The organism is Pseudomonas sp. Tav-5-1A (assembly GCF_055755055.1).
On record NZ_CM146901.1, the window covers coordinates 3,795,017 to 3,821,067 of the forward strand.

At 66.0% G+C, this 26,051-nt stretch carries 26 protein-coding genes; 8 read left to right on the forward strand and 18 right to left on the reverse strand.

The genetic code is table 11. The features are described 5' to 3' along the window. Positions 1–603: 603 nt before the first annotated feature. The 8 genes from ahpF to galU all read right to left on the reverse strand — a co-directional run bounded on the left by ahpF (position 604) and on the right by galU (position 10,466). Positions 604–2,166: an alkyl hydroperoxide reductase subunit F gene (ahpF, locus tag AC0J42_RS17200; RefSeq protein ID WP_416424777.1), complete on the reverse strand. Its 1,563-nt coding sequence runs from the start codon at positions 2,164–2,166 to the stop codon at positions 604–606. A 116-nt stretch (positions 2,167–2,282) separates the two neighbouring features. After that, positions 2,283–2,846 (reverse strand): alkyl hydroperoxide reductase subunit C, encoded by a 564-nt coding sequence (gene ahpC / locus AC0J42_RS17205; RefSeq protein WP_027977611.1) that lies wholly within the window; start codon positions 2,844–2,846, stop codon positions 2,283–2,285. Positions 2,847–2,996: 150 nt separating this feature from the next. Next, positions 2,997–3,983, reverse strand: a complete 987-nt coding sequence (locus AC0J42_RS17210; protein WP_473002639.1) for a fimbrial protein — start codon at positions 3,981–3,983, stop codon at positions 2,997–2,999. Continuing rightward, positions 3,980–6,388 carry a fimbria/pilus outer membrane usher protein gene (locus AC0J42_RS17215; protein ID WP_473002640.1) on the reverse strand — a complete coding sequence of 803 codons (2,409 nt, stop codon included), beginning with the start codon at positions 6,386–6,388 and terminating at the stop codon, positions 3,980–3,982. Before AC0J42_RS17215 ends, AC0J42_RS17210 begins: the two co-directional genes overlap by 4 nt. Further along, positions 6,385–7,104 (reverse strand): fimbrial biogenesis chaperone, encoded by a 720-nt coding sequence (locus AC0J42_RS17220; protein WP_473002641.1) that lies wholly within the window; start codon positions 7,102–7,104, stop codon positions 6,385–6,387. The genes AC0J42_RS17215 and AC0J42_RS17220 overlap by 4 nt, the downstream gene beginning before the upstream one ends. A 66-nt stretch (positions 7,105–7,170) precedes the next feature. Beyond that, positions 7,171–7,707 carry a fimbrial protein gene (locus AC0J42_RS17225; protein ID WP_416424781.1) on the reverse strand — a complete coding sequence of 179 codons (537 nt, stop codon included), beginning with the start codon at positions 7,705–7,707 and terminating at the stop codon, positions 7,171–7,173. A gap of 304 nt (positions 7,708–8,011) precedes the next feature. Beyond that, on the reverse strand, positions 8,012–9,367 hold the full coding sequence (gorA, locus tag AC0J42_RS17230) for a glutathione-disulfide reductase (RefSeq protein ID WP_416424782.1): 1,356 nt from the start codon (positions 9,365–9,367) through the stop codon (positions 8,012–8,014). Between the two features lie 259 nt (positions 9,368–9,626). Further along, positions 9,627–10,466 (reverse strand): UTP--glucose-1-phosphate uridylyltransferase GalU, encoded by an 840-nt coding sequence (gene galU, locus AC0J42_RS17235; protein WP_027977606.1) that lies wholly within the window; start codon positions 10,464–10,466, stop codon positions 9,627–9,629. A gap of 328 nt (positions 10,467–10,794) precedes the next feature. Between galU and AC0J42_RS17240 the strand changes: the two genes are divergently transcribed. Continuing rightward, the gene (locus AC0J42_RS17240; protein ID WP_416424783.1) at positions 10,795–11,073 is read left to right on the forward strand and encodes a hypothetical protein; all 279 of its coding nucleotides are present in this window, start codon (positions 10,795–10,797) and stop codon (positions 11,071–11,073) included. A 16-nt stretch (positions 11,074–11,089) separates the two neighbouring features. Here AC0J42_RS17240 and AC0J42_RS17245 read toward each other — a convergent pair whose 3' ends face one another. Further along, positions 11,090–11,446 carry a hypothetical protein gene (locus AC0J42_RS17245; protein WP_416424784.1) on the reverse strand — a complete coding sequence of 119 codons (357 nt, stop codon included), beginning with the start codon at positions 11,444–11,446 and terminating at the stop codon, positions 11,090–11,092. Positions 11,447–11,600: 154 nt separating this feature from the next. Between AC0J42_RS17245 and AC0J42_RS17250 the strand changes: the two genes are divergently transcribed. From AC0J42_RS17250 to alkB, 3 genes are read left to right on the forward strand one after another with little or no spacing between them, the layout of a single operon-like run. Then, positions 11,601–11,903, forward strand: coding sequence for a DUF1883 domain-containing protein (locus AC0J42_RS17250; protein WP_027977603.1), 303 nt, complete (start codon positions 11,601–11,603; stop codon positions 11,901–11,903). Positions 11,904–11,926: 23 nt separating this feature from the next. Beyond that, complete coding sequence (locus AC0J42_RS17255) at positions 11,927–12,088, forward strand: hypothetical protein (RefSeq protein WP_416424785.1); 162 nt, start codon at positions 11,927–11,929, stop codon at positions 12,086–12,088. A 24-nt stretch (positions 12,089–12,112) separates the two neighbouring features. After that, complete coding sequence (gene alkB / locus AC0J42_RS17260; RefSeq protein WP_473002642.1) at positions 12,113–12,769, forward strand: DNA oxidative demethylase AlkB; 657 nt, start codon at positions 12,113–12,115, stop codon at positions 12,767–12,769. Positions 12,770–12,960: 191 nt separating this feature from the next. Here alkB and AC0J42_RS17265 read toward each other — a convergent pair whose 3' ends face one another. Then, on the reverse strand, positions 12,961–13,662 hold the full coding sequence (locus AC0J42_RS17265; RefSeq protein WP_473002644.1) for a tRNA (adenine(22)-N(1))-methyltransferase: 702 nt from the start codon (positions 13,660–13,662) through the stop codon (positions 12,961–12,963). Positions 13,663–13,808: 146 nt separating this feature from the next. On the opposite strand from AC0J42_RS17265, the gene AC0J42_RS17270 reads away from it, so the two are divergent. The 3 genes from AC0J42_RS17270 to AC0J42_RS17280 are packed head-to-tail and all read left to right on the forward strand — an operon-like array spanning position 13,809 to position 16,877. Continuing rightward, the gene (locus AC0J42_RS17270) at positions 13,809–14,384 is read left to right on the forward strand and encodes a flavodoxin family protein (RefSeq protein WP_473002645.1); all 576 of its coding nucleotides are present in this window, start codon (positions 13,809–13,811) and stop codon (positions 14,382–14,384) included. Between the two features lie 9 nt (positions 14,385–14,393). Next, the gene (locus AC0J42_RS17275; protein WP_473002646.1) at positions 14,394–15,629 is read left to right on the forward strand and encodes an MFS transporter; all 1,236 of its coding nucleotides are present in this window, start codon (positions 14,394–14,396) and stop codon (positions 15,627–15,629) included. Next, the gene (locus AC0J42_RS17280) at positions 15,630–16,877 is read left to right on the forward strand and encodes an arsenic transporter (protein ID WP_473002647.1); all 1,248 of its coding nucleotides are present in this window, start codon (positions 15,630–15,632) and stop codon (positions 16,875–16,877) included. Between the two features lie 63 nt (positions 16,878–16,940). Here AC0J42_RS17280 and AC0J42_RS17285 read toward each other — a convergent pair whose 3' ends face one another. From AC0J42_RS17285 to AC0J42_RS17320, 8 genes are all read right to left on the reverse strand, one after another. Next, a complete protein-coding gene (locus AC0J42_RS17285) occupies positions 16,941–17,834 on the reverse strand; it encodes a metal ABC transporter substrate-binding protein (protein WP_473002648.1) in 894 nt (297 codons plus the stop codon). Between the two features lie 9 nt (positions 17,835–17,843). After that, positions 17,844–18,713, reverse strand: a complete 870-nt coding sequence (locus AC0J42_RS17290; RefSeq protein ID WP_473002649.1) for a metal ABC transporter permease — start codon at positions 18,711–18,713, stop codon at positions 17,844–17,846. Further along, positions 18,710–19,462: a metal ABC transporter ATP-binding protein gene (locus tag AC0J42_RS17295; protein ID WP_473002650.1), complete on the reverse strand. Its 753-nt coding sequence runs from the start codon at positions 19,460–19,462 to the stop codon at positions 18,710–18,712. Before AC0J42_RS17295 ends, AC0J42_RS17290 begins: the two co-directional genes overlap by 4 nt. Before the next feature lie 236 nt (positions 19,463–19,698). Continuing rightward, positions 19,699–20,601, reverse strand: a complete 903-nt coding sequence (gene folE2, locus AC0J42_RS17300) for a GTP cyclohydrolase FolE2 (RefSeq protein WP_473002651.1) — start codon at positions 20,599–20,601, stop codon at positions 19,699–19,701. 174 nt (positions 20,602–20,775) lie between these two features. After that, the gene (locus AC0J42_RS17305) at positions 20,776–22,107 is read right to left on the reverse strand and encodes a c-type cytochrome (protein ID WP_473002652.1); all 1,332 of its coding nucleotides are present in this window, start codon (positions 22,105–22,107) and stop codon (positions 20,776–20,778) included. Next, the gene (locus tag AC0J42_RS17310; RefSeq protein ID WP_416424796.1) at positions 22,104–23,876 is read right to left on the reverse strand and encodes a GMC family oxidoreductase; all 1,773 of its coding nucleotides are present in this window, start codon (positions 23,874–23,876) and stop codon (positions 22,104–22,106) included. Before AC0J42_RS17310 ends, AC0J42_RS17305 begins: the two co-directional genes overlap by 4 nt. Before the next feature lie 66 nt (positions 23,877–23,942). Further along, positions 23,943–24,662 (reverse strand): gluconate 2-dehydrogenase subunit 3 family protein, encoded by a 720-nt coding sequence (locus AC0J42_RS17315; protein ID WP_473002653.1) that lies wholly within the window; start codon positions 24,660–24,662, stop codon positions 23,943–23,945. Positions 24,663–24,775: 113 nt separating this feature from the next. Next, complete coding sequence (locus AC0J42_RS17320; protein WP_416424798.1) at positions 24,776–24,991, reverse strand: hypothetical protein; 216 nt, start codon at positions 24,989–24,991, stop codon at positions 24,776–24,778. A 229-nt stretch (positions 24,992–25,220) separates the two neighbouring features. Here AC0J42_RS17320 and AC0J42_RS17325 point away from each other — a divergent pair, with 229 nt between their 5' ends. Further along, positions 25,221–26,003, forward strand: coding sequence for a nuclear transport factor 2 family protein (locus AC0J42_RS17325; RefSeq protein ID WP_473002654.1), 783 nt, complete (start codon positions 25,221–25,223; stop codon positions 26,001–26,003). Positions 26,004–26,051 lie beyond the last annotated feature (48 nt).

Here is a 26,051-nt window from a genome sequence, read left to right on the forward strand (position 1 = left end):
AACCCGCAGGCTTCTATAGCGGGTGCCGTCTGCCCGTTGAGCGACGCCGGAAGGAGGGGACCCGTAGCGCAGCGGAGGGCCCAAGCAGGGGCAAGCGTTTTTTGCTTACTTTTTTTGGCGTTTGAAAAAAAGTGAGTCGCCGTAAGGGCGAAACGGTCGGTAGTCGCACCACGAAAATGGATATGTTCGAAACCCTCAAAAGCGGGATCCACATATCGTGAACATATCCATTACCAAGGGTGATGCAGAATCACCTTTCCGGCCTTACGCCGGCTCACTTTTTGTCAAACGCCACAAAAAGTAAGCAAAAAAGGCTTGCCCCTGCTTGGTCCCTCCGCTTCGCTGCGGGTCCCCTCCTTCCGGCGTCGCCCAAGCGGCCGACGGCCCGGAATAGAAGCGCCTCCGGTTCCGTCTTCTTCGGCTACGCCTCAGCCCGCTTGGCCAACGCCTCCAGTCGGCCCTGGCGCTTTATGGGGCACACAATCAAGATCAAAGGCCTCACGGGATCAAGATCAAACGCAGTTGGCGGCGTTTTCGAGTTCTGCGGGGATTAAAAAAGCCCGCAGACCTTACGGTCAGCGGGCTTTTTTTTGGCCAGAAAAATCAGGCCGGCGCAGAAGTCCGAATCAGGTGATCAAACGCCGCCAACGACGCCTTGGCCCCCTCACCCAACGCAATCACGATCTGCTTGAACGGCACAGTGGTCACGTCACCCGCCGCAAAGATACCCGGCAGGTCGGTCTCCCCACGCGCATCCACCATGATCTCACCACGCGGCGACAGCTCGATGGTGCCCTTGAGCCAATCGGTGTTGGGCAACAGGCCGATCTGCACGAAGATACCTTCCAGCTCCACGGTGTGGGTCTCGCTGGTCTGGCGATCCTTATAGCGCAGGCCATTGACCTTCTGGCCATCGCCGGTCACTTCGCTGGTCAAGGCGCTGGTGATCACGGTGACGTTGGGCAGGCTGTGCAGCTTGCGTTGCAACACGGCGTCGGCGCGCAGCTGGCCGTCGTATTCCAACAGGGTCACGTGGGCAACGATGCCCGCCAGGTCGATGGCCGCCTCGACACCGGAGTTGCCGCCACCGATCACCGCCACGCGCTTGCCCTTGAACAGCGGACCGTCGCAGTGCGGGCAGTAGGCCACGCCGCGGTTGCGGTACTCTTGCTCGCCCGGCACGTTCATTTCGCGCCAGCGCGCGCCGGTGGCCAGGATCACGGTCTTGGCCTTGAGGCTCGCGCCGCTGGCGAAGCGTACTTCATGCAGCTGGCCGTCCTTGCCCGGGATCAGGGCTTCGGCGCGTTGCAGGTTCATGATGTCCACGTCGTATTCCTTGACGTGCTCTTCCAGCGCCACGGCCAGTTTCGGGCCTTCGGTGTGCTGCACCGAGATAAAGTTCTCGATGGCCATGGTGTCTAGCACCTGGCCACCAAAGCGCTCGGCAGCAACACCGGTGCGGATGCCCTTGCGCGCAGCGTAGATGGCCGCTGCGGAGCCGGCTGGGCCACCGCCCACGACCAGCACGTCGAAGGCGTCCTTGGCGTTGAGCTTCTCGGCCGCCTTGTCGCCGGCGCTGGTGTCGATCTTGGCGAGGATTTCTTCCAGGCCCATGCGGCCCTGGCCGAACACTTCACCGTTGAGGTACAGGCTGGGCACCGCCATCACCTGGCGGGCGTCGACTTCGGCCTGGAACAGCGCGCCGTCGATGGCCACGTGGCGCACGTTGGGGTTGAGCACGGCCATCAGGTTCAGGGCCTGGACCACGTCCGGGCAGTTTTGGCAGGACAGCGAGAAATAGGTTTCAAAGTTGAATTCACCCTTGAGCCCGGCGATCTGTTCGATGACCTCGGCGCTCGCTTTCGAAGGGTGGCCACCCACTTGCAGCAGGGCCAGCACCAACGAGGTGAATTCGTGGCCCATGGGGATACCAGCGAAACGCAGGCTGATATCCGCGCCAGGGCGGTTGATCGAGAACGACGGCTTGCGGGCGTCGTTGCCGTTGTCCAGCAGCGTGATCTTGTCCGACAGGGCCTGGATGTCACGCAGCAGGTTGAGCAATTCCTGGGATTTCGCGCCGTCATCAAGGGACGCGACGATCTCGATCGGTTGGGTGACCCGTTCCAGGTACGACTTCAACTGGGCTTTAAGATTGGCGTCCAACATGCGGGCGATTCCTTTTCAATACGGTATAAAAAACAACGCCCGGGCGAATTCGCCCGGGCGCTTTCAGGGCGATGATGGTGTTACGCGATGACGCCACTCATCATCGTCATGAGGTCTTAGATCTTGCCGACCAGGTCCAGCGATGGAGCCAGGGTGGCTTCGCCTTCTTTCCACTTGGCTGGGCAGACTTCGCCTGGGTGGGCAGCGACGTACTGAGCGGCCTTGACCTTGCGCAGCAGCTCGGAAGCGTCACGGCCAACGCCGCCGTCGTTCAGCTCGACGATTTTGATCTGGCCTTCTGGGTTGATCACGAAGGTGCCACGGTCAGCGATACCGGCTTCTTCGATCAGCACGTCGAAGTTGCGCGAGATGACGTGGGTCGGGTCGCCGATCAGTGGGTACTGGATCTTGGCGATGGTTTCCGAGGTGTCGTGCCAGGCTTTATGGGTGAAGTGGGTGTCGGTCGACACGCCGTAGATCTCGACGCCCAGGTCTTTGAATTGAGCGTAGTTGTCAGCCAGGTCGCCCAGTTCGGTTGGGCAGACGAAGGTGAAGTCGGCTGGGTAGAAGAACACGACAGACCATTTGCCTTTCAGATCGGCTTCGGTGACTTCTACGAACTTGCCGCCGTGGTAAGCCTGGGCTTTGAAAGGTTTGACTTGGCTGTTGATGATCGGCATCAGTAAATCTCCATGGGTTGTCGAAGGGGGTGAAAACTTTGTAGGGCTCATCCTAGCCAAGTGAGCGCTGGAGCGCTCATTGGCAAAGCTGATGTGCGTGATTGGTTTTACCTATCAGCGCGCCTAATATATAGAAGAATTGCATGAAGATCAGTCGTAGGCGAAGGTGAATGTCGCCAACGCCCCTGCACTGCCGGCAGTGATGGTGTTTTCGGTCTGCAGGTAGCGCGCCTGCAGCGGCACCTCGAACGTCACCTGGCCATGGGACACGCTGCCCGCAGGCCAACGGGCAGGACTGCCGGCGCCGGAAGCTTCAGGGCCAAACTCCACAGGACGGCCCTCGAACTGGATTTCCACGCCCACGCCCCGCGCGTCGGCGTCCTGGCGCAAGCCCAGGACCTTGCTGCGGTTCGAGGGGTTGGTGGCGTCGGTCAGAATCACCGACACGTACAACCTGTCCCCGCCCCCTCCGCCATGGCAGGCCAGGCGCAGGTTGAAGGGCACCAGCCTTGAGCCACTGCCCGGTCCGTTGAAGTCACGCATCAGCGGGGCGCCCAGGTCCACCAAGATGTGCTGGCTGCCTGGGGCCACGCTGCAGGTGGGCTGGCGCAGCACGATGTCAACGTCGCGATCGAACTGCAGACGGATCGCCTCCAACGCGCCATAGCGCCGGGAAGCGCCAGCGCTGGACAGACGCAGGCGATCCTCGTGGATATCGCCGGTCTTGACCAGTGTGATGAAATAGGCTGGCGTTGCAGTGAAAACGCCAGCGTCGATGGCGCTGCGCAGGCGCGGCCAGTGCAGCGGCTGCCTCGAACTTTCCTCCTCGATACGCATGCCCACCCCCGCCACATTGGTCGGGTAGACCCCATCAGGGCCTTGCTGTGGCCCGGGGTCGGCAAGCAAGCCATTGTCCAGCTCATCTGGCTGGGTGCATTCGACCCTCGCCGAATTACCCTTGGCGGTGCCTTGCCAGAGGATGTCGCCCACGGCCGCCATCGACGAGACGATCACTTGAGCGCCAAGGTCCGCCGACACCATCTGGTGCCCGCTGCCCGGGTAAAACGCACAGGCGCCATGGGCGGCGCTGCCTGCAGCCAGCAGGCAGGCCAAAGCCATCGCGTGTAGTGCCTTCATGGTGTATTCCCCTGTTCAGCCGCGCAGGTCGCCTTCATTACCTGAAGCGCCTTGCCAGCCGTCTCCATTTCGTAGTCGGCGACGCAGCGCTGCGCCTGCTGGTCACCCCATTGCACCTGCAACTGCCCCTTGCCTTGCAGCCCCCTGGCCAACACCCGGCTGCCCTGCCCTACCACGCCCAATGCTGCGCCACTGCCGTCGCTGACCTGGGCGCCGAAGGGCAAAGGACCGCCCGCCGCAAGGCGCAGTTCGATCAATGCCGTGCGCCCCGTGCGGGTCGGGTAGCGCAACAACGGCACTGCCCCGGCACGCGGCGCCACCTGCTGGCTGTTGGTGGCCAACTCCACGTCCAGCGGCAAGCCCGTGGGGTCCACGTCGACCCGGTTCAGCTGGTAAGGCACCAGTTGCGGGACAATGGCGTGGCCACGACCATCGACGCGCACCTGGCTGCCGTTGACCACCCGGGCGCCCTTGGCCTCGGGCACCTCGACGATGGCGAAGGTTTCAGCCAGCGGTTGCGCAAAGGTCACGCCGCCGGGGTGGGCAACCACCGCGCCACGGGCCCCCGCCGACACTTGGCGGCTGCGATCCCCCTGCCCCAGCGAGGCGCTGAGTTCACCATAGGGTGCCCGCCAGCCGCCGAAGCCATTGAATTGCGCCGTGCCCCGGCCTTCGCTGACGCTGACGCCGTAGTTGTAGCGGTCGGTGCCATTGCGGTACCCGGCCTGCGCCTGGTGGCCCTGGCTACCCTGGTTGAGGCCCGCAGTCAGGTTCCCGCGGCCGCCCCCCAGGGGCAGGCTCAGGTTCAGCTGCCACACCGTTTCATCGCGGCCATGCAGGTCCCGCTCGCGGCTGGCGGTCAGCACATACCCCAGGTCGGCAAAGCGGTTGGCGTAGCCCAGCGAATAGCCCAGGCGAGCGCCGCCGCCCTCCCAGCTGCTGGAATGCCAGGCGCTGCCATTGAGCTGCCCCCAGGCGCTGCCCAGCGGCTGATTGATGCTGGCGGTGGTGCGCGCGCGCTCACGCAAGCTCAATGCACGGTGGTCGTACGCTTGGGCCAGGGTGCGGTAACCGGGCCCGGTGGCCTGCTGGTAACTCAGGCCCAGGCGGGTGTCGCTGGCCATCAACAAGGTGCCGTAGGACAGGCGAAGTCGGCCACCCTGCTCGCCATTGGCCTGGGCACGCGCGACGTCCAGGCCCACCGCGCCCAGCGGCGTGTTGAGCGCCGAGCCCAGCAGCCATTGTTGATATTCCGCGGCCAGGGTGGTGCCCAGATAACCGGTAAAACTATCGCTCAGGCCCTGCTGCCAGGTGCCTTGGGCGAACCACGGCGCCGGTGCCTGCACCTGTTCCTGCAATTGACCCACGCTGATGCCGAAGCGCGACCGCCCCTCGCGCAACGCCAGCGGGGCGGCGGCGTTGGTCACGGTAAAGCGCTGCTCGCTGCCGTCGGCCTCGCTGACCGTGACCTGCAGGTCGCCGCCCACGCTGGCCGCGTAGAGGTCGTCGATCACGAAGGCGCCCGGGGGGACCACCACCTCACGCAGCAGCCGTTCGCCCTGGCGGATGGCCACCCGTGCGTTGCCCCGTGCCACGCCGCGCACCACCGGCGCGTAGCCGCGCTGGGAGGCCGGCAGCATGCGGTCATCACTGAACAGGTGGGTGCCACGCAGCTGCTGCGCATCGAGCAGATCGCCCTGGGCGGTGACCTGCCCCAGGCGCAGTTGCGCGCCCCACGGCGCAACCTCCCGTTGCAGGTAGTGGCTCAGGGTCTGGTAGCCACCGTCGCTCGAGAGGCTGCCTTGGTGCCGCCAGTGCCAGCGCCCCAGGTTCAGGCCGCTGGACAGGCCGGCATAGGTTTGCGTATGGGCGCTTCCCTGGCCGCTGTCAACGTCGAACACCGACAGGTCGTAGCCGCTGAAGGCGCTGGTCACGCCCCAGTCCCATGACTCGGCATCCACGAAGCCATCGGGCTCGCGCACCTGCCAGGCCTGGGGAATGTCCAGCGCCAGGCGCTGCTGGGGAAAATCCAGGTGTTCGGCGGCCCCGGGCAGCCATTGCTCAAGGCGACGACAGCTATCGCCGCCCTTGGGCAACGCGTCCACCGCCACCCCCAGCCGGTGCAGCAGCGGCCGGTCGAAACAGCCATGGGCGCCGGCTTCACCCGCACCCTGGCGATAAGGGATCAACAAACGCCCCAAAGGCCGCTGGTTGACTTGCACCTGCAGCCAATAGTCGCCTGGCATCACCCGCGCCGGTTGCGAGAACACGCTCAGGTCCACGTTGCCGGCAGCACCGGGCCGCAGGAAACGCTGCTCGAATTCGATCGGCTCGGGCACCTGCGCCGCCACGGCCAGCTGCAGCCCGCCACCGGCCAGCAGCCCGGAGAACCGCAGGCGCTTCATGGCAACGCTACCTGGGCTTCGCCTGGGCGCCCGGCCCCGTAGTCATCCAGGGCAATGTAGTTAACCTGCGCGGTCGCGCCTGGCGCTGCCGTCCCTTGCAGGGGAAAACGCGCGCTACCGAACGGTGGGATGTGCCCAGCCCCCGCCTCCAGGACCTGGCCGGCGACGCGCAGTTCGACCGCGCCGAGGTTGACCACGAACGGCCCTGGGTTGTGACCTTCGACAACCCACTGTTGCTGCTCACGGCGCACGCTCCAGCGCACAGCCGCAGGTGCATCGGCCGCACGGCCTTGCAGGCCCTGGGGCCGAAACATCAGTTTGATTCGCGTGCGAATCGCCATCTGCAATTGGTTGTTGCCCGCCTCGCCCCGAGGCGGGATCTGCAAGACGTTGAGCCAGAACAGGCTCTCGCGGTCGGCCGCAAGGGGCTCGCCGGTGTGCATCACCCGTAGCGCCTGGCCTTGGCTGGCCTCGATGCGCACCATTGCCGGGCTGACGATAAAGGGGACGGCCAGGGTCTGCGGGCTGGCCCCCGCGTCGCCGTCGTCCAGCCACGCCTGCACAAGTGCGGGCGCGGCGTCGGGGTTAAGCAGTTGCACGGTGACTTCGGGCGCGCCGGCCGGGTAAATGACCCGGGTAGCGCCGATGATCACGCTGGCATGGCCAGGCGCTGCCAGCAGCAACGCCGTCAGCAGGGCAAAAACAGGCTTGAACATGGAGAGAATCCCTTCGCTACAACAACGGCGCATGGCCTGCCTAAAGGCAGTCCATGCGCGGCCCCGTCATGGATAGACGAGGGAGTACATCACCCGTGTGTTCACCTCACCCGCCGTCACCACACCGGTGGCAACGTATTCGGCGTAGTACTCGAGGTTGGCGTTGCCTGCGACGATGTCCACGGCCTGGGACTTCTGGCCTGGGAAGGCCTGGTTCAGCTCCATCTGCTGGAAGCCGTCGTTGAGCAGTGCCACTTCGACGAAGTCGGCCTGGCCGGCGCCGGTGTCGGTGACCAGCCGGCCACTGGTGGGGCTGATGGTGGGACCGGCCTCGAAATAGGTGGCGACCTTGCCGGTATCAGGCATGCATTCGGTGAGCTGCAAGTCAAAACGCGTGCGGCCTGCGCTTTGCCCGACCGTGGCCAGTGCGGTGCGCGACACCGCTGGCAGATCGACCTGGAAGTTCGGTTGCCCGCCGTTGATCTTGCACGTGTTGCCCTTGATCTCGCCGACGAAATCGATCTGGCCGTCCGCGGCAAATGCAGCTGGCATCGACAGCGCGGCACATAAGGCGGTTACCGCCGTGGCTAATTTCATTTTCATGGAGAAATTCCTTATCCCTACCCAGTGAACGACAGCGCTCATCGCTACCGCAGCGCTTGATTGCGCCGGCCCAGTATGTAATTGGCTCACTTAAAAAGAACGTCGGAGGGATTTGCCGAGCGTGTAGGACCTAGGCGCCAGAGCTATAGGACACTCGTAGAAGCCACGTACAGAAAGGCTTTAGGACGGGGTTTTTGGAGATGTAACAAGGAGAGTAATGGGCTAAAAAAGGTTACGGTGGATACCACAAAATGGATCCACCGAAACCTGTTGAAAACAACAGCTAGTACATTTTGATACGTACTTAACGCACCGATGACCGCATAGTCACAAATTCTTCGGCCGCCGTCGGATGGACCCCGATGGTTTCATCGAACACCTGCTTGGTCGCGCCGGCCTTAAGCGCCACCGCCAACCCCTGGATGATTTCCCCAGCCTCCGGGCCGACCATGTGCACGCCCAGGACGCGATCGGTGCTGGCATCCACCACCAATTTCATCAAGGTACGCTCCTGGCACTCGGTGAGGGTCAGCTTCATGGGCCGGAAGCGGCTTTCGAAGATTTTCACCTCATGGCCTTGCTCCAGCGCCTGCTCCTCGGTGAGGCCCACGGTGCCAATGTTCGGCAGGCTGAATACAGCAGTGGGGATGTAGGCATAGTCCACCGGGCGATATTGCTCGGGCTTGAACAGCCGGCGGGCCACGGCCATGCCTTCGGCCAGGGCTACGGGGGTCAGCTGCACGCGGCCGATCACGTCGCCCAGGGCCAGGATCGACGGCTCGCTGGTCTGGAACTGCTCGTCCACGGCGATGAAGCCCTTGTCGTCGAGCTTCACCGATACGTTTTCAAGGCCCAGGTTGTCGAGCATCGGGCGGCGGCCGGTGGCGTAGAAGATGCAATCGGCCTCCAACACGCGGCCGTCCTTGAGCGTGGCGGCCAGGGTGCCGTCGGCCTGTTTGTCGATGCGCTGGATGTCGCTGTTGAACTGCAGGTTCAGGCCGCGCTTGGTCAGCTCTTCGCTCAAGTGCTCGCGCACCGAGCGGTCGAAACCACGCAGGAACAGGTCCTTGCGGTACAGCAGCGTGGTGTCGGCGCCCAGGCCGTGGAAGATGCCGGCGAACTCCACGGCGATGTAGCCGCCGCCCACCACCAGCACGCGCTTGGGCAACTGCGGCAGGAAGAACGCCTCGTTGGAAGTAATGGCGTGCTCGCGGCCCGGAATGTCCGGGATCTGCGGCCAGCCACCGGTGGCGATCAGAATGCGTTCGGTGCTGAAACGCTGGCCATCGACTTCCACGTGGTGGGCGTCGACGATGCGCGCATGACCTTCGAGCAGCGTCACGCCGCTGTTGACCAGCAGGTTGCGATAGATGCCGTTGAGGCGCTGGATCTCGCGGTTCTTGTTGCCGATCAGGGTCTGCCAGTTGAAATCGGCCTCGCCCAAGGTCCAGCCGAAGCCTTGGGCCTGCTCGAAGTCCTCGGCGAAGTGGGCGCCGTACACCAGCAGTTTCTTCGGCACGCAGCCGACGTTGACACAGGTGCCGCCCAGGTAGCGGCTTTCCGCCACGGCCACCTTGGCGCCGAAACCGGCGGCAAAGCGCGCCGCGCGAACACCGCCGGAACCGGCGCCTATTACAAACAGATCAAAATCGTGGGCCATTGCTTAAGTCTCCTTGGCAGGCAACCAATACTACCCTACCCAACCGGGCCACGCGCCCCCGTAACAGCGGCCGCCAGGCCGCGTCTTATTTTCGATGGCACCGTGGCGCATTCGGACGCCGCCTGCGGCACCTGCTACGGGATTGCCATAAACCCGTAGCAGCGGCCGACAGGCCGCGTCAGGAGGCCAGGGGCGCAGAAACGAAAACGCCGCGGCTTTCAAGGCCGCGGCGTCGGATGTCGCATCAACCAGCCTGGCGTCAGAACGCCTTGCCAGTCTTGTAGAAGTTCTCGAAGCAGAAGTTGGTGGCGTCGATGTAGCCTTCGGCGCCGCCGCAGTCGAAACGCTGGCCCTTGAACTTGTACGCCAGCACGCAACCGGCCTGGGCCTGTTTCATCAGGGCGTCGGTGATCTGGATCTCGCCACCCTTGCCTGGCTCGGTCTGCTCGATCAGATCGAAAATGTCCGGAGTCAGGATGTAACGGCCGATGATGGCCAGGTTCGACGGCGCATCTTCAGGCTTTGGCTTCTCGACCATGCTGTTGACGCGGTAGATGTCGTCGCGAATCATCTCGCCGGCGATGACGCCGTACTTGTTGGTTTCCGACGGGTCGACTTCCTGGATGGCCACGATCGAGCAACGGAACTGGTTGTACAGCTTGACCATCTGGGCCAGCACGCCGTCGCCTTCCAGGTTCACGCACAGGTCGTCCGCCAGGACCACGGCGAAGGGTTCGTCGCCGATCAGCGGGCGGCCAGTAAGAATGGCGTGGCCCAGGCCTTTCATTTCGGTCTGACGGGTGTACGAGAAGGTGCACTCGTCCAACAGCTTGCGAATACCGACCAGGTATTTTTCCTTGTCGGTGCCCTTGATCTGGTTTTCCAGCTCGTAGCTGATGTCGAAGTGGTCTTCCAGGGCGCGCTTGCCGCGGCCGGTGACGATCGAGATCTGGTTCAGGCCAGCTTCCAATGCCTCTTCGACACCGTATTGGATCAGTGGCTTGTTGACCACCGGCAGCATTTCCTTGGGCATGGCTTTGGTCGCTGGCAGGAAGCGAGTGCCGTAACCGGCTGCTGGGAACAAGCATTTCTTGATCATATGAGTCCTTACAAAGGGCTGTGCTTTACGAGTTTCGGCGCAGTCTAATCAGGCAGAGGCCACCTTACAATGCCCTGCCCCCGGCCAACCAATGGAGAAATAGAGAAAACCTGTTACAGATAGTTCCGCGCGCGACACAAATTTACGCCACCGTATTGGTTTTAGCAGCAATCGCGCCAAGGGCAAGGCAGAATTTCACTGCGGGGCTGTTCGCCGCCCGCCGCGTTGTATAGCATCAGACGTCCCCCGTTGGCGCACCCCGCGCCCCGGCAGGATGGCCGCCGTTCGTGCCGCCGCCCTTCCACCCTTGCCTATGATGAAACATTCGATGAACAGATTCCTGGTACTTTTCGCGGTCCTGGCCCTGGGCGGCTGCGCGTCTGCCACGCCCACGGTGCTGAAGAACGGCAAGCAGGGCGTGAGCATCGACTGCTCGGGCGCCGCAGCGTCCTGGGACGCCTGCTACCAGAAAGCCACCGACGCCTGCAGCAACGGCCGCTATGACATCGTCGGCACCGCCGGCGCCGGCCCCAAGGACAGCGACAAGACCCTGGGCGCCGACATTGGCAACTACACCAGCCGCACCCTGACCATCATGTGCAAGTAACCACGCCGCCCTGCGGTCACTCGCCGGAGATACAGGCCGTGACCGCGCGCTGCACGTCATGCGGGCGGATCGGCACGTTGGAGATGCGCTCATGCAGCTTGATGCTGCTGCCGTCGTTGGAGCGCTTGTCGATGTCGATCACCGCCGCCGGGGCCGAGGACAGTTTCTGCGGCACGATCACCCGGTAGCCTTCGCGCCAGGGTTCGACGGTTGACGGCTTGCGGCTGTCGGCCAGGTGCTTGACCACGCAATCGCTGAACTCCTTGGGCGACTTGCCGGAAATCACCCCCATGGTCTCGGGGCTTTTCTCGATGTCCGAGACACTGGCGCACCCACCCAGCAAAGCCACCACCGCAACCCACGCCCATTTCATAAACGAACTCCCTTGCAAAAGACTCTGTGACCGCCCAAGTGGCCATTTGCTCCACCTGGTCGCAAATTTTCCTGCGCAGTGCAGGAAACGCGGCGCCATGAAGCCTGCCATGGTATCGTTTTGGTTTGCCAAAAGATGCATCCCGGAGATTCACATGAAATTCGTACACCAGCGCGAGCACCTCAACGAAGATGACCTGGTGGTCATCGAGTGCTCCCAGCGCTGCAACATCCGCCTGATGAGCGACGCCAACTTCCGCAGTTTCAAGAACGGCGGGCGTCACACCTACCATGGCGGCCAGTTCGATACCTTCCCGGCCAAGATCACCGCGCCCAGCACCGGTTTCTGGAACATCACCATCGACACCACCGGCGCCAAGCTGGCCATGGGCGCACACCGCAAGGCGTTCACCCACAAGATCAAGATCGTGCGCCGTTCGGCCTCCAAGTTCAGCTGATTCCCTTTCGCAGGTAACTTTTCGTGACCAAGTACGTGATCCACTACAAAATCAACGGCGAGCGCCGTTGGGACTTCGCTCATCTGGCCACCGGCTCGCTGGAAGAGGCCAAGGCTGCCCTGGCCGCCATCCATGGCGACAGCGACGAGCCGATCACCGAGATCCGCGTCAGCAAGGCGCTGTAAGCGCCCTGCCCCGCCTGCCGTGCCATGAACCTGGACCTGTTCGACGAGGCGGCCAGCCGCCAGCCGCCGCGGGTCGAGCAGCTTGGCCCGCAGACCTTCGTGCTGCGCGCCTTCGCCCTGCCCTTCGTCGATGAGCTGCTGCCACCGTTGCGCAGCGTGCTCAAGGCCGCGCCGTTTCGGCGCATGGTCACCCCCGGTGGCCAGACGATGTCGGTGGCGCTGAGCAATTGCGGCCCCCTGGGCTGGACCACCGACGCCCATGGCTACCGCTACACCCCGCTCGACCCGCGCACCGGCCAGCCCTGGCCTGGCCTGCCCGAGGTGTTCTGCCGCCTGGCCAGTGAAGCCGCCGCGGTGGCGGGGTTTGCCGATTTCGTGCCCGACGCCTGCCTGATCAACCGCTACGTGCCCGGCGCGCGCATGTCGTTGCACCAGGACAAAAACGAGCGCGACTACGATGCGCCCATCGTCTCGGTGTCCCTGGGCCTGCCGGCGATGTTCCAGATGGGCGGCCTGGCCCGCAGCGACCGCCCGCTACGGGTGCCGCTGCTGCACGGCGACGTGATGGTGTGGGGCGGCGTCGACCGCCTGCGCTTCCACGGCGTGCTGCCGCTCAAGGAAGGCACGCACGCCGTGATGGGCCCCCAGCGCATCAACTTCACCCTGCGCAAAGCCGGTTGAGCGCCGGACGCGGCCATGCGGCCGCTGCTACGGGAAATCTGCGTAGCAGCAACTGTCTTGAGATGGCGTCGTCTGCATCGCGACTAAAGTCGGCTCCTACACTATTCGTGGTAGGAGCCGGCCTTGGCCGCGATGCAGGCGACGCGGTCCATGGGGTATCCGCATTCGCGTAGCAGCTGCCGAAGGCTGCGTCAGGGTGCGCCCAGCAGCTCGCTGATCCACGCCACCTGCTGGTTCACCTCGGCCAATTTCGCCGCCGGCACCGCCTGCCGCGCCCGGGCGAACTGCGCCAGGGTCTTGCGCCGCTGGCGCAGCACGTGCTGCCACTTGAGCAGGAACGCCGGGCTGCGCGCCTGCAGCTGCAACGGGCCAAAGTACAGCTCGCGGTCGCTGTAACTCACCGGCCCGCTGCGCTCGGCGACGATGATCTCGTAGTCGAAGCGGTGCTCGCGCAGCACTTCCTCGTGAATGATGCGGTAGTGGTTGGCCATCAGCCATTGGCGCAACGGCGGCTCGCCGCCGTTGGGCTGCAGGATCAAACGTTCCTGCCCGCTAAGGCGCCCAGCGCCGGCCAGCAGGATGTCGCGAATGGTCTCGCCGCCCATGCCGCACATTGTGATGGCGGTGATGCCATCGCCTGGCTCGATGGCCGCCAGGCCGTTGGCCAGGCGCACGGTCACCACAGCCTCCAGGCCGTTGTCGCGCACCGTGCGCTCGGCGGCCTGGAACGGTGTCACCGCCACCTCGCCGGCCACCGCCGTGGCAATCGCGCCACGGCGCAGCAGCGCCACCGGCAGGTAGGCGTGGTCGGAGCCGATATCGGCCAGGCGCGCCCCGGCCGGCACCTGCGCGGCCACGCGCGCCAGGCGCATGGACAATGTCTGTTGGTTCAACGGCAACCCCTCGTGGCCACGGACGTCCGGCCTCAGCGGCCGGATCGGGCGGCGATTCTGTCGGGGACGACGGTGAATTTCAACCGCTGGGCCGACGAATTTGCACCTATAGTGTCTTGTTCCCAACCCTACCGTGGAACTGCCCCATGACCTCCATCGCCATCGTTTACTTCAGCGGCTACGGCCACACCGCCAAGCAGGCCGAAGCCGTGCACGCCGGCGCCGCCGCAGCACCGGGCGCCCAGGCCACGCTGTACCGCATCGACGCCAACGGCGACCTCGGCGACGCCGACTGGGAAGCCATCAGCGCCGCCGACGCCATCATCTACGGCAGCCCCACCTACATGGGCGGCCCGGCCTGGCAGTTCAAGAAGTTCGCCGACACCTCGTCCAAGCCCTGGTTTGGCCAGGCCTGGAAAGACAAGGTAGCCGCCGGCTTCACAAACTCGGCCTCGGTGAACGGTGACAAGTTCTCCACCATCACCTACTTCTGGACCCTGTCCCAGCAGCACGGCCAGGTGTGGATCGGCACCGGCCTGATGCCCGCCAACACCAAGGCCCACGGCCCCAATGACATCAACTGGACCGCAGGCTTCGGCGGCGCGCTGGCGGTGTCGCCGTCGGACGCCTCGCCGGACGAAGCACCACGCGGCGGCGACCTGGAGACCGCCAAGCTACTGGGCCAGCGCGTGGCCGAGTTCGCCGCACGGCTGAAACGCTGAAGCCTGCGCATGCACAGCGCATCCTCTCGCCGTGACGGGGCGGCGCTGGATGCGCTGAACTTCTTCCTGGCCGACGTCCGCGATGGGCTGGGCCCTTACCTGGCCATCTACCTGCTGGCCGAGCACCACTGGGACGCCGCGCAGATCGGCCTGGTGATGACCCTGGCCGGCCTCGCCGCCCTGGTGGCGCAGACGCCCGCCGGGGCGCTGATCGACGGCACACAGCGCAAGCGCGGCACGGTGATCATCGCCGCGCTGCTGGTGACGGCCAGTTGCCTGGCACTGCCCTGGACCGCCGCCTTTACCTGGGTAGCCATCACCCAGTCGCTCAGCGCCGTCGCCGCGTCGGTGTTCGCCCCGGCCATTGCCGCGCTGTCCCTGGGCATCGTCGGGCCACGGGCGTTCACCCGCCGCACCGGCCGCAACGAAGGTTTCAACCACGCCGGCAACGCCGTGGCAGCGCTGCTGGCCGGCGCCCTGGCCCTGTGGCTGGGGCCCACGGCGGTGTTCTACCTGATGGCGTTCATGGCCCTGGCCAGCGTCGCGGCCACCTGGGCTATCGACCCGCGCACCATCGACCACCAGCAGGCCCGGGGCCTGGGCGCAACGACACCCGCCGCGAGCGCCCCGGCCCTGGGCGTGCTGCTGGCCAACCGCCCACTGCTGACCCTGGCGCTGTGCTGCGCGCTGTTCCACCTGGCCAACGCGGCCATGTTGCCCCTGGTCAGCCAGAAGCTGGCGTTGCATGACCTGGCCCTGGCCACGCCGCTGACCTCGGCCTGCATCATCGCCGCCCAGCTGGTGATGGTGCCCATGGCCTGGCTGGTGGGTGCCCGCGCCGACCAGTGGGGGCGCAAGCCGCTGTTGCTGGCCGGCTTCCTGATTCTGCCGCTGCGCGGCTTGCTCTACACCCTGTCCGATGACGCCGCCTGGCTGGTGGCCATCCAGACCCTCGACGGCATCGGCGCCGGCCTGTTCGGCGCGCTGCTGCCGCTGATGGTCAAAGACCTGACCCAAGGCACCGGCCACTTCAACGTGGCCCTGGGCGCAGTGACCACCGTCTTCGGCCTGGGCGCCGCACTGAGCGCCGGGCTGGCCGGGCTGATGGTGCACTGGGGCGGCTACAGCGCCGGCTTCCTGACCCTGGCCGCAGTGGCCTGCGTGGCGTTGCTGTTGCTGTGGGTGAAAATGCCGGAGACACTGCCCGCCACAGACACCTCCCCTACCCTTGCCCGAGCCCGTTGAATGCCCTTCACCCCCACGCAACTGCTGATCTGGGCCGTCGCCCTGCTGGCCACCCTGGGTATCCTGCTGCGCCCCTGGCGCTCGCCCGAATACGCCTGGGCTGCAGGCGCTGCGCTGCTGTTGACCGGTACCGGGCTGATCCCGCTGCCCAGCGCCCTGGCAGCGGTGGCCAAGGGCACCGACGTGTACCTGTTCCTGATCGGCATGATGGCGCTGGCGGAACTGGCGCGGCAAAAAGGCCTGTTCGACTGGCTGGCCATGGTCGCCGCCGGCCATGCCAAGGGCTCGGCAACGCGGCTATTCGACCTGGTGTTTCTGGTCGGCACGCTGGTGACGGTGCTGCTGTCCAACGACGCCACCGCCGTGGTGCTGACGCCGGCGGTGTACGCCGCCGCCCGTGCGGCACGCGCCGAGCCGCTGCCGTACCTGTTCGTGTGCGCGTTCATCGCCAACGCCGCCAGCTTCGTGCTGCCCATCTCCAACCCCGCCAACCTGGTGGTGTTCGGCAGCCACATGCCGCCGCTGCCCACCTGGCTGGCGCACTTCGGCCTGCCATCGCTGGCGGCCATCGTGCTGACCTACGCGGTGCTGCGCTTCAGCCAGCGCCACGCCTTGCGCGCGCCGCTGGCCACCGAGTTCACGCCCCAGCCGCTGACCACCAGCGCGCGCCTGACCGCCTGGGGCATCGGCCTGACGGCGGCGGTGCTGCTGCTGGCCTCGGCGCTGGACTGGCAACTGGGCCTGCCAACCTTCTGCGCCGGCCTGGCGACGGTGCTGGGCGTGCACCTGCTGGAGCGCGCCAGCCCGTTGCCGGTGCTGCGCCATGTGGCCTGGGGGGTGTTGCCGCTGGTGGCAGGGTTGTTCGTGCTGGTGGCGGGGCTGACCCAGACCGGGCTCACCACCTGGCTGGCGCGAGAACTGGCGGCGCTGGCCGCACAGTCACCCACCCAGGCCGGGTGGCTGGGCGGCGTGGTGATTGGCGTGGCCAGCAACCTGATCAACAACCTGCCGGCGGGGCTGATCGCCGGCTCCATGAACCAGATTGCGCCGCTGCCCACGGCCACCACCGCCGCGTTGCTGATTGGCGTGGACCTGGGCCCGAACCTGTCGGTGACCGGCTCGCTGGCGACCCTGCTGTGGCTGATTGCAGTGCGCCGCGAGGGCGGCCATGTCAGCGCCCTGGGGTTCCTGCGGCTGGGCGCGCTGGTGATGCCGCCGGCCTTGCTGGCGGCGTTGGCGCTGATATGACGCAATCCGCGGGTTGCGCGCGCGAACGCGTATACCCCATGAATCGCGTCGCCTGCATCGCGGTCAATGCCCGGCCTTCATCGCCGCCACCAACTTGTCGACGTTGTAATGGAACATCTTCGCGTAGGTGGAGGCCGGGCCGTCCGCCGGGCTCAGGGCCTCCACGTACAGCTCGCCGCCCGGTTGCGCGCCGGTGGCCGCGGCAATCTGCTTGACCAGCCGCGGGTCGCCGGAGTTCTCGAAGAAGTAGGCGCTGACGTGCTCGCCCTTGATCTGCCGGATCAACTTCGACACGTCCGCCGCCGACGCCTCGTTCTCGGTGGAGAAGCCCAGCGGCGACAGGAACGTCACGCCATAGGCGTCTCCGAAGTAGCCGAAGGCGTCGTGGGAGGTCAGCACCTTGCGCTGGGCCTTGGGGATGCTGGCAATCTCACTGCGGGCGTAGCGGTCCAGCGCCTGCAACTGGTCGATGTAACGGTCGCCATTAGCCTGGAATTCGGCAGCGTCGGCGGGATCGGCCTGCTTCAGCGCGGCGACGATGTTACGCACATACACCACGCCATTGGCGGCGCTGTTCCAGGCGTGGGGGTCGGTGATCTGCTGGCCGTCCTCCTCCATGCTGCGGGTCTTGATGCCCGTGGACAGCACCACCGGCGTGCCCTGGTAGCCCGACGCGGTGATCAGCCGGTCCATCCAGCCTTCCAGGTGCAGGCCGCTGACGAAGGTGATGTCGGCGTGGCGCAGGGCCTGGGCATCGGCCGGGGTCGGCTCGTACACATGGGGGTCGCCGTTTGGGCCGATCAGCGAGGTCACGTGCACGTGCTCGCCGCCCACGGTGTGCACCATGTCGGCAATCACGGTGAACGAGGCCACCGCTTCCAGGGGCTTGGCCTGGGCCAGGGCGCTAAACGCGGACAGAGTAAGCACAGCAGCAGCCACAAGGGGTGTGCGTTTCATGGTGGTCCTTCAGTTTGACAGGTGGGGTTGGGGGAAGAAACGCCGCAGCACGCCGCTGCGGCCAAACAGCACCGACACGCCGTAGAAGGCACTGGCGGTGAGCACGATGGCGGGACCGGAAGCCACGCCCAGGTGATAAGAGACGATCAGTCCAATCAACCCGGACAGCGTCGCGATCAGGGTCGAAACCAGCATCAGCGCGGTCAGCGAAGTGGCCCAGAAACGCGCGGCGGTGGCCGGCAGCATCATCATGCCCACCGCCATCAGCGTGCCCAGCGCCTGGAACCCGGACACCAGGTTAAGCACCACCAGCAGCAAGAACAGCACGTGGTACAGCGAGCCGCGGCCGCCCACGGCGCGCAGGAAACCGGGGTCGAAGCACTCCAGCACCAGGGGCCGGAAGATCAGCGCCAGCAGCATCAGGGTGAACGAGGCGATGCCGGCGACCATGTAGATGGCCTGGTCGTCGATGGCCAGGATGGTGCCGAACAGCACGTGCAACAGGTCGATGTTGGAGCCGTGCAGCGAGACGATCATCACCCCGGCCGCCAGCGAGGTCAGGTAGAAACTGGCGAAGCTGGCGTCTTCCTTCAGCGTGGTCAGGCGGCTGACCAGCCCGGCCAGCAGCGCCACGGTGAGCCCGGCGATCAGCCCGCCCAGGCCCATGGCCGGCAGCGACAGGCCAGCCACCAGGAAGCCCAGCGCCGCCCCCGGCAACACCGCATGGCTCATGGCGTCGCCCACCAGGCTCATGCGCCGCAGCATCAGCAGCACGCCAACCGGCCCCGAGCCGATGCCCAGCGCCAGGCACGCCACCAGCGCGCGGCGCATGAAACCGAACTCCACGAACGGCTGTACCAGGTTGGTGTAGAGCATCATGGCCGCGCTCCCGTGTCGGCCTGGCACAACGCGGCGTCGGCGCTCCAGAACTCGGCCATGTTGCGCGCCTGGCGCAGGTTGGCGCTGCACAGCACCTCACCCGTGGCGCCCCAGCCGATGCGCTCGCGGGCCAGCAGCAGGGTCTGCGGGAAATGCTCGCGCACCTGTTCCAGGTCGTGCAGCACGGCAATCACCGTGCGGCCCTGGCCGTGCCAGGTGCGCACCAGCTGCAGCAGGTCGTGGGTGGTGCGCGCGTCGATGGCGGTGAAGGGTTCGTCCAGCACGATCAGTTGGGCGTCCTGCACCAGCAGGCGGGCGAACAGCACCCGCTGCAGTTGCCCGGAGGACAGTGAGCCGATGGCACGCGCCTCGAAACCTTCCAGCCCTACCGCCACCAACGCCTCGCGGGCACGCCGGGCCAGGCCGCCGGTGAGCGCGCGCCAGGCGCCGATCTGGCCCCAGGCGCCCATGGCCACGGTGTCGGCAACACTGATGGGGAAGCTGCGGTCGATCTCCGCCGCCTGCGGCAGGTAGCCGATGGCGCGGGCGCTGAGACCGCCCAGGCGCACCTGGCCCTGGGCCGGTTGCAGCACGCCGACGATGGCCTTGATCAGCGTCGACTTGCCGGCGCCATTGGGGCCGACCACGGCGGTGAGGCTGCCGGCGTCGAAGCGGCCGCTGACGTGGTGCACGGCGGCGCGGCGTTCGTAGGTGACGGTCAGGTCTTCGAGAATGACGGCGGCGCTCATGGAATAGCCACCGCCCAGGCGACAGCGGCCCATAGCAGGGCCAGGGGCAGCAACGCCAGCGCCAGGCGCTGGAGCGCCGAGCGGGTCAGGGTGGAGAGTGGGTGGGGGATCACGGAGGTTACTCGAAAAGATTTGTTACACTATAACATTGCAATATTGAGATCTGTCCAGTGGCGTTTGATGAAATCGTGGGGGGATGGGACGCGGCCTGCGGCCGCTGCTACGGGGCGGTGGGGTCAGGGCCTGGCCGCCCAGGCCACGGCATCGTGGGGGTGCAGGCTTTCGCGGTGGGAGACGAACACCTGCACCTGGTCATGGGTGGTCTGTAGCGCCTGGGTCAGCTTGCGCGCGGCGTCCTCGACGTACATCAGGTGTTCGCCGTTGAGCTGCGCGAAAGCCTGCTCGTCGGCGCGCTTGACCGCGGTCTGCAGCGGCGTGCCCAAGGCGGCCTCGGCCTGGTCGATCAGCGCCATCAGGCCCAGGGTGCCGGCGTGCCCGGCAATGCCCACCTCGATACTGGCCACGCTGCGCTGGCTGTGGGGCGTGGCGGCGCTGGCGTTGGCGCGCAGCCAGGCCGCCACCTCCTGCGCGCCAAGGCCTCCGCGCTGGCCGAACTGGTCGAGGAAACGTTGCTCCACCACCTGCCTGGCCAGCGCCGCCGAGCACGGGCAGGTCGACGAATACCCCACCTCGACCCGCGCCCGCAGCTGCAGCACGCCGGCGTGCCAATGGGCGCGCAGGCGCACCGGGTAGCCCTTCCAGCCGCTGAGCCCGCTGCTGACCAGCGCCGGGCGCCGGCACAACAGGGTGAACGCCAGTTGCAGGCGCGCCTGGCGGGACTGGCAGTCGGCATGGCTTTCCACCATCTGCGCCAGCACCCGGGCCAGGCTGGCCGGGGTCAGCGCCTGCCCTTCCAGCAAATCAAGCAAGCGATACAGGCGCGACATGTGGATGCCCTTGGTGGCGGCGTCGGGCAGGTCGACCTGCACATCGGCCCGGGCTGCTACCGTGGCCAGGCAGCCAGGCTCGGCCACTTGCACCGGCAGCTCGATGTGCTGCATGCCGACCCAGTCCAGTGGGCCATGGGCAGGCGGCAGGTCGGTAAGGGCGACGTCGGGAAGCGCAGCAACGAGGGGCATCGGCAAGTGTCCATGGCAACAATAATAATTGCTACACTATAACATTGCAGACATAGAAACCAGCGTAGCCGCTGCCGAAGGCTGCGCTGGCCCTAATCCCCGCCGAAGATTTCCAGTGCACCCAGAGGCCAGCGCAGCCTGGCGGCAGCGGCTACGGCGGCCGGGCCGAGCCCGTCAGCGATCCCCGAGGACCTCCCGCGCCTTCAGGTTGGTGCGGGCGTTGGCCACCTGGTCGATGGTCACTGGCGCCGCGGCGTTGCCCCAGCTGTTGCGGATGTAGGTCAACACCGCCGCCGTCTGCGCGTCCGACAGCTTCCAGCTGAAGTTGGGCATGGCCGCCGCCGTCGGGTTGGCCTGGGTGGCCGCGCCACGGCTGCCCAGCAACACCGTGCGGATCAGGCTGGAGGCGTCCGGCGCCTGGATGCCCGCCGCGCCCTTGAACGAGGTGACCATGCCGTCCACGCCCTGCCCCGTGGAAATATGGCAGGCCGCACAGTTCGCCGCGTAGATCTGCTTGCCCAGCACCATGGCCTGGTCATCGGCCTGCAACGCGTCGGGGCGCTTGTGGTCCGAGCCGGGCAGGCTCTTCAGGTACACGGCCATGGCCTTGAGGTCGGCGTCGTTGAAGTGCTGGGTGGAGTTGTACACCGCCTCGGCCATGGGCCCGGACGCCACGCTGTGAACGTTGCCGCCGGTCTTCAAATAGCCCACCAGCTCTTCCACCGACCACTGGCCCAGCCCCTGGTAAGGGTTATTGGACAGCTCAGGCGCGTACCAGCCCTGCAGCTGGAAGCCTTGCAGCGGCTGGCCGCCCTTGTCGCCGCCGATGAAGTTCTTCGGCGTGTGGCAGGCGGTGCAGTGGCCCAGGCCCTGCACCAGGTAGGCGCCGCGGTTCCACTCGGCGGACTGGCCGCTATCGGCCACGTAGGTGTGGTTGCGGAAGAACAGCAGGTTCCAGCCCCACATCATCTGGCGGATGTCGAAGGGGAACGGCATGTGCGGCGCCGGCACCTTGTTGTTCACCGCCGGCACCGTCGCCAGGTACGCCTTGATGGCCAGCAGGTCCTGGTCGCTGACCAGCGCGTAGTCGTTGTAGGGCATGGCCGGGTACAGCGGCGCGCCGTGGCGGCCGACGCCGTCGCGCACCGCGTGCAGGTATTCCTGGTCGGTCCAGCCGCCGATGCCGGTGTCCTTGTCGGGGGTGATGTTGCTGGCGTAGACAATGCCAAAGCCGGTGTCCAGCGCCAGGCCGCCGGCGAACGGCTTGCCGCCGGGCGCGGTGTGGCAGGCCACGCAGTCGCCCTGTTGCGCCAGGTACAGGCCGCGCTTGACCGGGTCGACGCTGGTGGCCAGCGAGCCGGGCGTGGTGTCGGCCGAGCCGGTGAAGTCGGGTTCGGCAGGGTCGATGGCCCGCGGCCCGCGCAGGTTCCAGGCGACGAAGGCGACCCCGGCAATGACCACCACGACCAGGCCACGCAGCAGCCACGTACGCGTGCGCACGCTCATGTTCTCACCAATGGGCCAGGGGCCTTGAGGTAATGGTCCTTGATGGCCTGCGCCGCCCACAGGGTCAGCGCGCCCACGGTGCCGGTGGGGTTGTAGCCACCGTTGTTGGCGAACGCCGAGGCGCCGACGACGAAGGTGTTGTGCACGTCCCAGCACTGCAGGTAACGGTTCAGGGCGCTGGTTTTCGGGTTGTCGCCCATCACCGCGCCACCGGTGGTGTGCGACGACAGCTGGTCCATGGGCGAGAACGGCTTGGCCGTGGGCTCGGAGCGCACCACGGTCCGGGCGCCGATGGCGTGGCCGATCTCTACCGAGCGGTCAGCCATGAAATGCGCCGAGCGGCGGTCGTTCTCGTTCCAGTCGAAGGTCACCCGCAGCAACGGCTGGCCGTGGCGGTCCTTGTACAGCGGGTCCAGGTCCAGGAACACGTCGCGGTGCGGGTAGCTGTTGCCCATGCAGTACACCGAATTGGCGTTCTGGTAGCTCTGTTTGTAGGCGGCCTTCCAGCCCTTGCCCCAGCGCGGCGCGTCCGGCGGCAGGTTGCCCGCCAGGCCAATGGGCCGGCCATTGGTGGAGTGCACCAAGGCCACGCCACCGCCGATGAAATCGTGCTGGCTGTGGTCGAAGTTATCGCCGTTGAAATCGTCCACCGCCTGGGCCAGCGCACCGGCGCCGATGAAGGGGTTGAGGGTCTCGTTCTCGAAGAAAATGCCGGCGCCGGCGATGGTCTGGTAGGCGTAGTTGCGCCCCACCACGCCCTCCCCGGTCTGGTGGTTGTAGGGCTTGCCGATTTTCGACAGCAGCATCAGCCGCACGTTGTCCATCTGGTACGCGGCGATCACCACGATGTCGGCGCGCTGCTCGTGCTGCTGGCCGGCGCGGTCCACGTAGGTGACGCCGGTGGCGGTCTTGCCGTCGGCCGCCAGGTTCACCCGCAGTACCTCGCACTCGGTGATCACCGTGAAGTTTTCGCGAGCCACCACGGCCGGCAGGATGCACGCCTGGGGGCTGCTCTTGGACCAGTTGCCACAGCCGAAGAACTCGCAGTAGCCGCAGTAGGTGCACGGCGCCATGTGCACGCCCAGGGGGTTGACGTAGGCGCCGGAAGTGTTGCCGGCCGGCACCGCAAACGGGTGCAGGCCCATGGCCTCGGTGCCTTTGGTGAAGATCTCGGCCAGGCGCGTGCGCGCCAGCGGCGGCAGGGGGTAGTCACGGCTGCGCGGGCCTTCGAAGACGTTGCCGCCCGGCTGCTTGACGCCGTTGATGTTGCCGGCCTTGCCGGAGGTCCCGGCCAGGCGCTCGAACTTGTCGTAGAAGGGTTCCAGGTCGGCGTAGGTCACGCCCCAGTCCTGCACCTGCAAGCCGTCGAGCAGCTTGCCCTTGCCGTAGCGCTCCACGGTCTGGCTGTAGCTCTGGAAGTCGTAGGGCAGGAAGCGCCAGGTCATGCCGTTCCAGTGGGTGCCGGCGCCGCCTACGTCCCAGCCGAACTGGTAGCAGTTCCAGTCACGCAGGGGCAGCGCCTGCTGCAGCGGCGTGTTGCGGAAGGTCAGGGTTTCCACCGCCTGGGGCTGCAGCATACCGCGGCGGCTGGCGAAGCGCAGCTCGTCGGTGTCGATGCTGGTGGGGTACTGCGAACTGGTGTCGCGCCACGCGCCGCGTTCAATGGCCACCACGTTGAGGCCGGCCAGGGTCAGTTCGTTGGCCATCAACGAACCGGCCCAACCCAGCCCGACGATGACCACGTCGGCTTTGGGAAGAGAATTTGCCATCGGGCGATACTCCTTGCACAAAAGCAGAAGCAGAAGCAGACCAGCAGGGACAACCGGCAAGCGGCGTCAGGTGTCGCGCTGCACCATACTTACCGGAATGATGTCCAGCTTCTGGCCGCGTTGCTCGATGACGTCGCGAAAGTCGTACTGCGCGCCCGGGAAACCCACCAGCTTCCAGCCCACCATGTCCTTGTTGCCGCCGTAGATCGGGTCGGCGAAATAGCCTTCGCGCACGTTCTGCAGCACCAGGTTGAAGAAGCCGGCAACGGCGGCCGGGTTCATGCCGGGCAGCGGCAAGGTGCCGGCTTCGAGCAGGGTCAGCAAGGTGTCCTGGCGCTCGGGCGCCAGGTCGCTGAAAGCCTTTTGCTCCTGGGCGCTGCAGTACTGCTCCAGCGCGGCCAGGGCGCTGCGGTAGCGCTCGGCGGGGGTCTGCTTGAACTGTGGCCCCTGCTGCGCAGTGCCTTCCAGGAACGGCCCCTCGCGGTATTGGGTGCCGGCGTTGCCGAACGGCCCGGCCAGTTGGCGATCGATGAATTGCACGCAGCCGGCCTCGGTGGCGCCCATGCCCAGCTCATCCGCCGGAATCAGGCGGTCGGCGATGGCGCTCAGGGTCTTGGCTTCGGCGGCGGCGAGAAAGGTCAGCCCGCCCGCCTTGAACGGCTCGGGTGGCTGGGTGGACTCGGGGGCCCAGGGCGCTTCGCCACGAATGATGGCGGCCTTGGCCGGAGGAAGCGTGCCGGCGGCGGCGAGCACGACGATGGACGTAAGTACCTCTCGACGTTGCATGAAGCGTTCTCCACTCAGGCTGTGCAGGCTCTTCTAGGGGCCTTTGAGTGAAGCAAATCAGGTATCCAAAGCTTGTCAAACCCGCTTGGATGAAGAAAGACCACCGGGCAGGTTCAGGCGCGTTTCACCTGGGTGCCCTGCACCTCGTCACGGGCCAGGCGCAGTTCTTCGGCGTCCTGGTTGAGGCGGTGGATCACGCCCAGCAGGCGCTGGCGCAGCACCTCGTCGCCCAGTTGGTCGAGGGCGCGCATCACGTCCAGGGCCGCCGACTGGTTGTTGGCTGCCACGGCGTCCAGGGTCTTGCGCAGGTGTCTTGCAGGTCGGTTCACAGAGTCTGTCCTCGTTATGTCGGCGTGGACTGTAGGACAACAATGTTTCGGTTTGATTTCAGCCATTTACCGGGTCAAGTGATGTGTATCAAGCAAGCACGTATTTACCCGGGCAATGCGTGGCATGCGCACATTGAGTTGGTGGCGCCGGCGGCTGGCGGTTTACCGTGCTGGCAACCCGGTACCTGCGGGCCGGGCCACCCATAATGACAATACAAGGACTTTGCCCATGCCACATTTCCCGCGCCTGAGTTTCTCCCTTACCCAGGGCCTGAGCGCTCTGGCCCTGGCCTTTGGCGCCAGCCACCTGGTGTACGCCGCCGTCGCCGCGCCGGTGCCCGCGTTGTTCGGCGATGCCGCAATCAACCAGCAACTGAGCATGGAACAACGCCTGGAACGGGCCGAGGCGGTAACCGCCGTCAGCAACGTGATGGGCCGCTATTCGTTCCTGCATACCGCTGGTCGGCACACCGAATCGGAGTCGCTGTTCGCCCTCGACACCCCTGGCGTGCGGGTGGAAATGATGTGGGGCGTGTACGAAGGCGCCCACAGCATCCATCGCCTGTACAGCGGCATGCACGTGGACACCGAGGGCGTGAACCAGCGCAAGGGCCAGATGCACATCCACACCCTCAGTACCCCGGTGATCGAGGTGGCGGGCGACCTCAAGACCGCCAAGGCGGTGTGGGTGTCGCCGGGGGTGGAAACCGGCTTCTTCGGCAGCGACAAGGTCACCGCCAACTGGGGCTGGGCCAAGTACGGCGCCGACTTCATCAAGGAGAACGGCGAATGGAAGATCTGGCACCTGCACGTCTACGGCCTGTTCCTGTCGCCCTATGACAAGAGCTGGGTACAGCAGCCCAACGACCACCAGATGCCGCCGCTGCCCGACGCCTTCAAGCCCGACCGCCCCGCCACTACCCACTGGATGTACAGCGCCGACAAGCCCACCGAACTGGTGCCTGCACCGCCTGCGCCGTACATGAGCTTCGACGACAAGACCGCCTACTGAGGCACCCGCGGCCCGGCACCTGGCCGGGCCCACCGCCCTGCTCCCATC

Coding starts and splice junctions, on each gene's coding strand:
- ahpF (WP_416424777.1), bottom strand. CDS start 2,166: ATGTTGGACGCCAATCTTAAAGCCCAGTTGAAGTCGTACCTGGAACGG.
- ahpC (WP_027977611.1), bottom strand. CDS start 2,846: ATGCCGATCATCAACAGCCAAGTCAAACCTTTCAAAGCCCAGGCTTAC.
- AC0J42_RS17210 (WP_473002639.1), bottom strand. CDS start 3,983: ATGAAGGCACTACACGCGATGGCTTTGGCCTGCCTGCTGGCTGCAGGC.
- AC0J42_RS17215 (WP_473002640.1), bottom strand. CDS start 6,388: ATGAAGCGCCTGCGGTTCTCCGGGCTGCTGGCCGGTGGCGGGCTGCAG.
- AC0J42_RS17220 (WP_473002641.1), bottom strand. CDS start 7,104: ATGTTCAAGCCTGTTTTTGCCCTGCTGACGGCGTTGCTGCTGGCAGCG.
- AC0J42_RS17225 (WP_416424781.1), bottom strand. CDS start 7,707: ATGAAAATGAAATTAGCCACGGCGGTAACCGCCTTATGTGCCGCGCTG.
- gorA (WP_416424782.1), bottom strand. CDS start 9,367: ATGGCCCACGATTTTGATCTGTTTGTAATAGGCGCCGGTTCCGGCGGT.
- galU (WP_027977606.1), bottom strand. CDS start 10,466: ATGATCAAGAAATGCTTGTTCCCAGCAGCCGGTTACGGCACTCGCTTC.
- AC0J42_RS17240 (WP_416424783.1), top strand. CDS start 10,795: ATGAACAGATTCCTGGTACTTTTCGCGGTCCTGGCCCTGGGCGGCTGC.
- AC0J42_RS17245 (WP_416424784.1), bottom strand. CDS start 11,446: ATGAAATGGGCGTGGGTTGCGGTGGTGGCTTTGCTGGGTGGGTGCGCC.
- AC0J42_RS17250 (WP_027977603.1), top strand. CDS start 11,601: ATGAAATTCGTACACCAGCGCGAGCACCTCAACGAAGATGACCTGGTG.
- alkB (WP_473002642.1), top strand. CDS start 12,113: ATGAACCTGGACCTGTTCGACGAGGCGGCCAGCCGCCAGCCGCCGCGG.
- AC0J42_RS17270 (WP_473002645.1), top strand. CDS start 13,809: ATGACCTCCATCGCCATCGTTTACTTCAGCGGCTACGGCCACACCGCC.
- AC0J42_RS17275 (WP_473002646.1), top strand. CDS start 14,394: ATGCACAGCGCATCCTCTCGCCGTGACGGGGCGGCGCTGGATGCGCTG.
- AC0J42_RS17280 (WP_473002647.1), top strand. CDS start 15,630: ATGCCCTTCACCCCCACGCAACTGCTGATCTGGGCCGTCGCCCTGCTG.
- AC0J42_RS17285 (WP_473002648.1), bottom strand. CDS start 17,834: ATGAAACGCACACCCCTTGTGGCTGCTGCTGTGCTTACTCTGTCCGCG.
- AC0J42_RS17290 (WP_473002649.1), bottom strand. CDS start 18,713: ATGATGCTCTACACCAACCTGGTACAGCCGTTCGTGGAGTTCGGTTTC.
- AC0J42_RS17295 (WP_473002650.1), bottom strand. CDS start 19,462: ATGAGCGCCGCCGTCATTCTCGAAGACCTGACCGTCACCTACGAACGC.
- folE2 (WP_473002651.1), bottom strand. CDS start 20,601: ATGCCCCTCGTTGCTGCGCTTCCCGACGTCGCCCTTACCGACCTGCCG.
- AC0J42_RS17305 (WP_473002652.1), bottom strand. CDS start 22,107: ATGAGCGTGCGCACGCGTACGTGGCTGCTGCGTGGCCTGGTCGTGGTG.
- AC0J42_RS17310 (WP_416424796.1), bottom strand. CDS start 23,876: ATGGCAAATTCTCTTCCCAAAGCCGACGTGGTCATCGTCGGGCTGGGT.
- AC0J42_RS17315 (WP_473002653.1), bottom strand. CDS start 24,662: ATGCAACGTCGAGAGGTACTTACGTCCATCGTCGTGCTCGCCGCCGCC.
- AC0J42_RS17325 (WP_473002654.1), top strand. CDS start 25,221: ATGCCACATTTCCCGCGCCTGAGTTTCTCCCTTACCCAGGGCCTGAGC.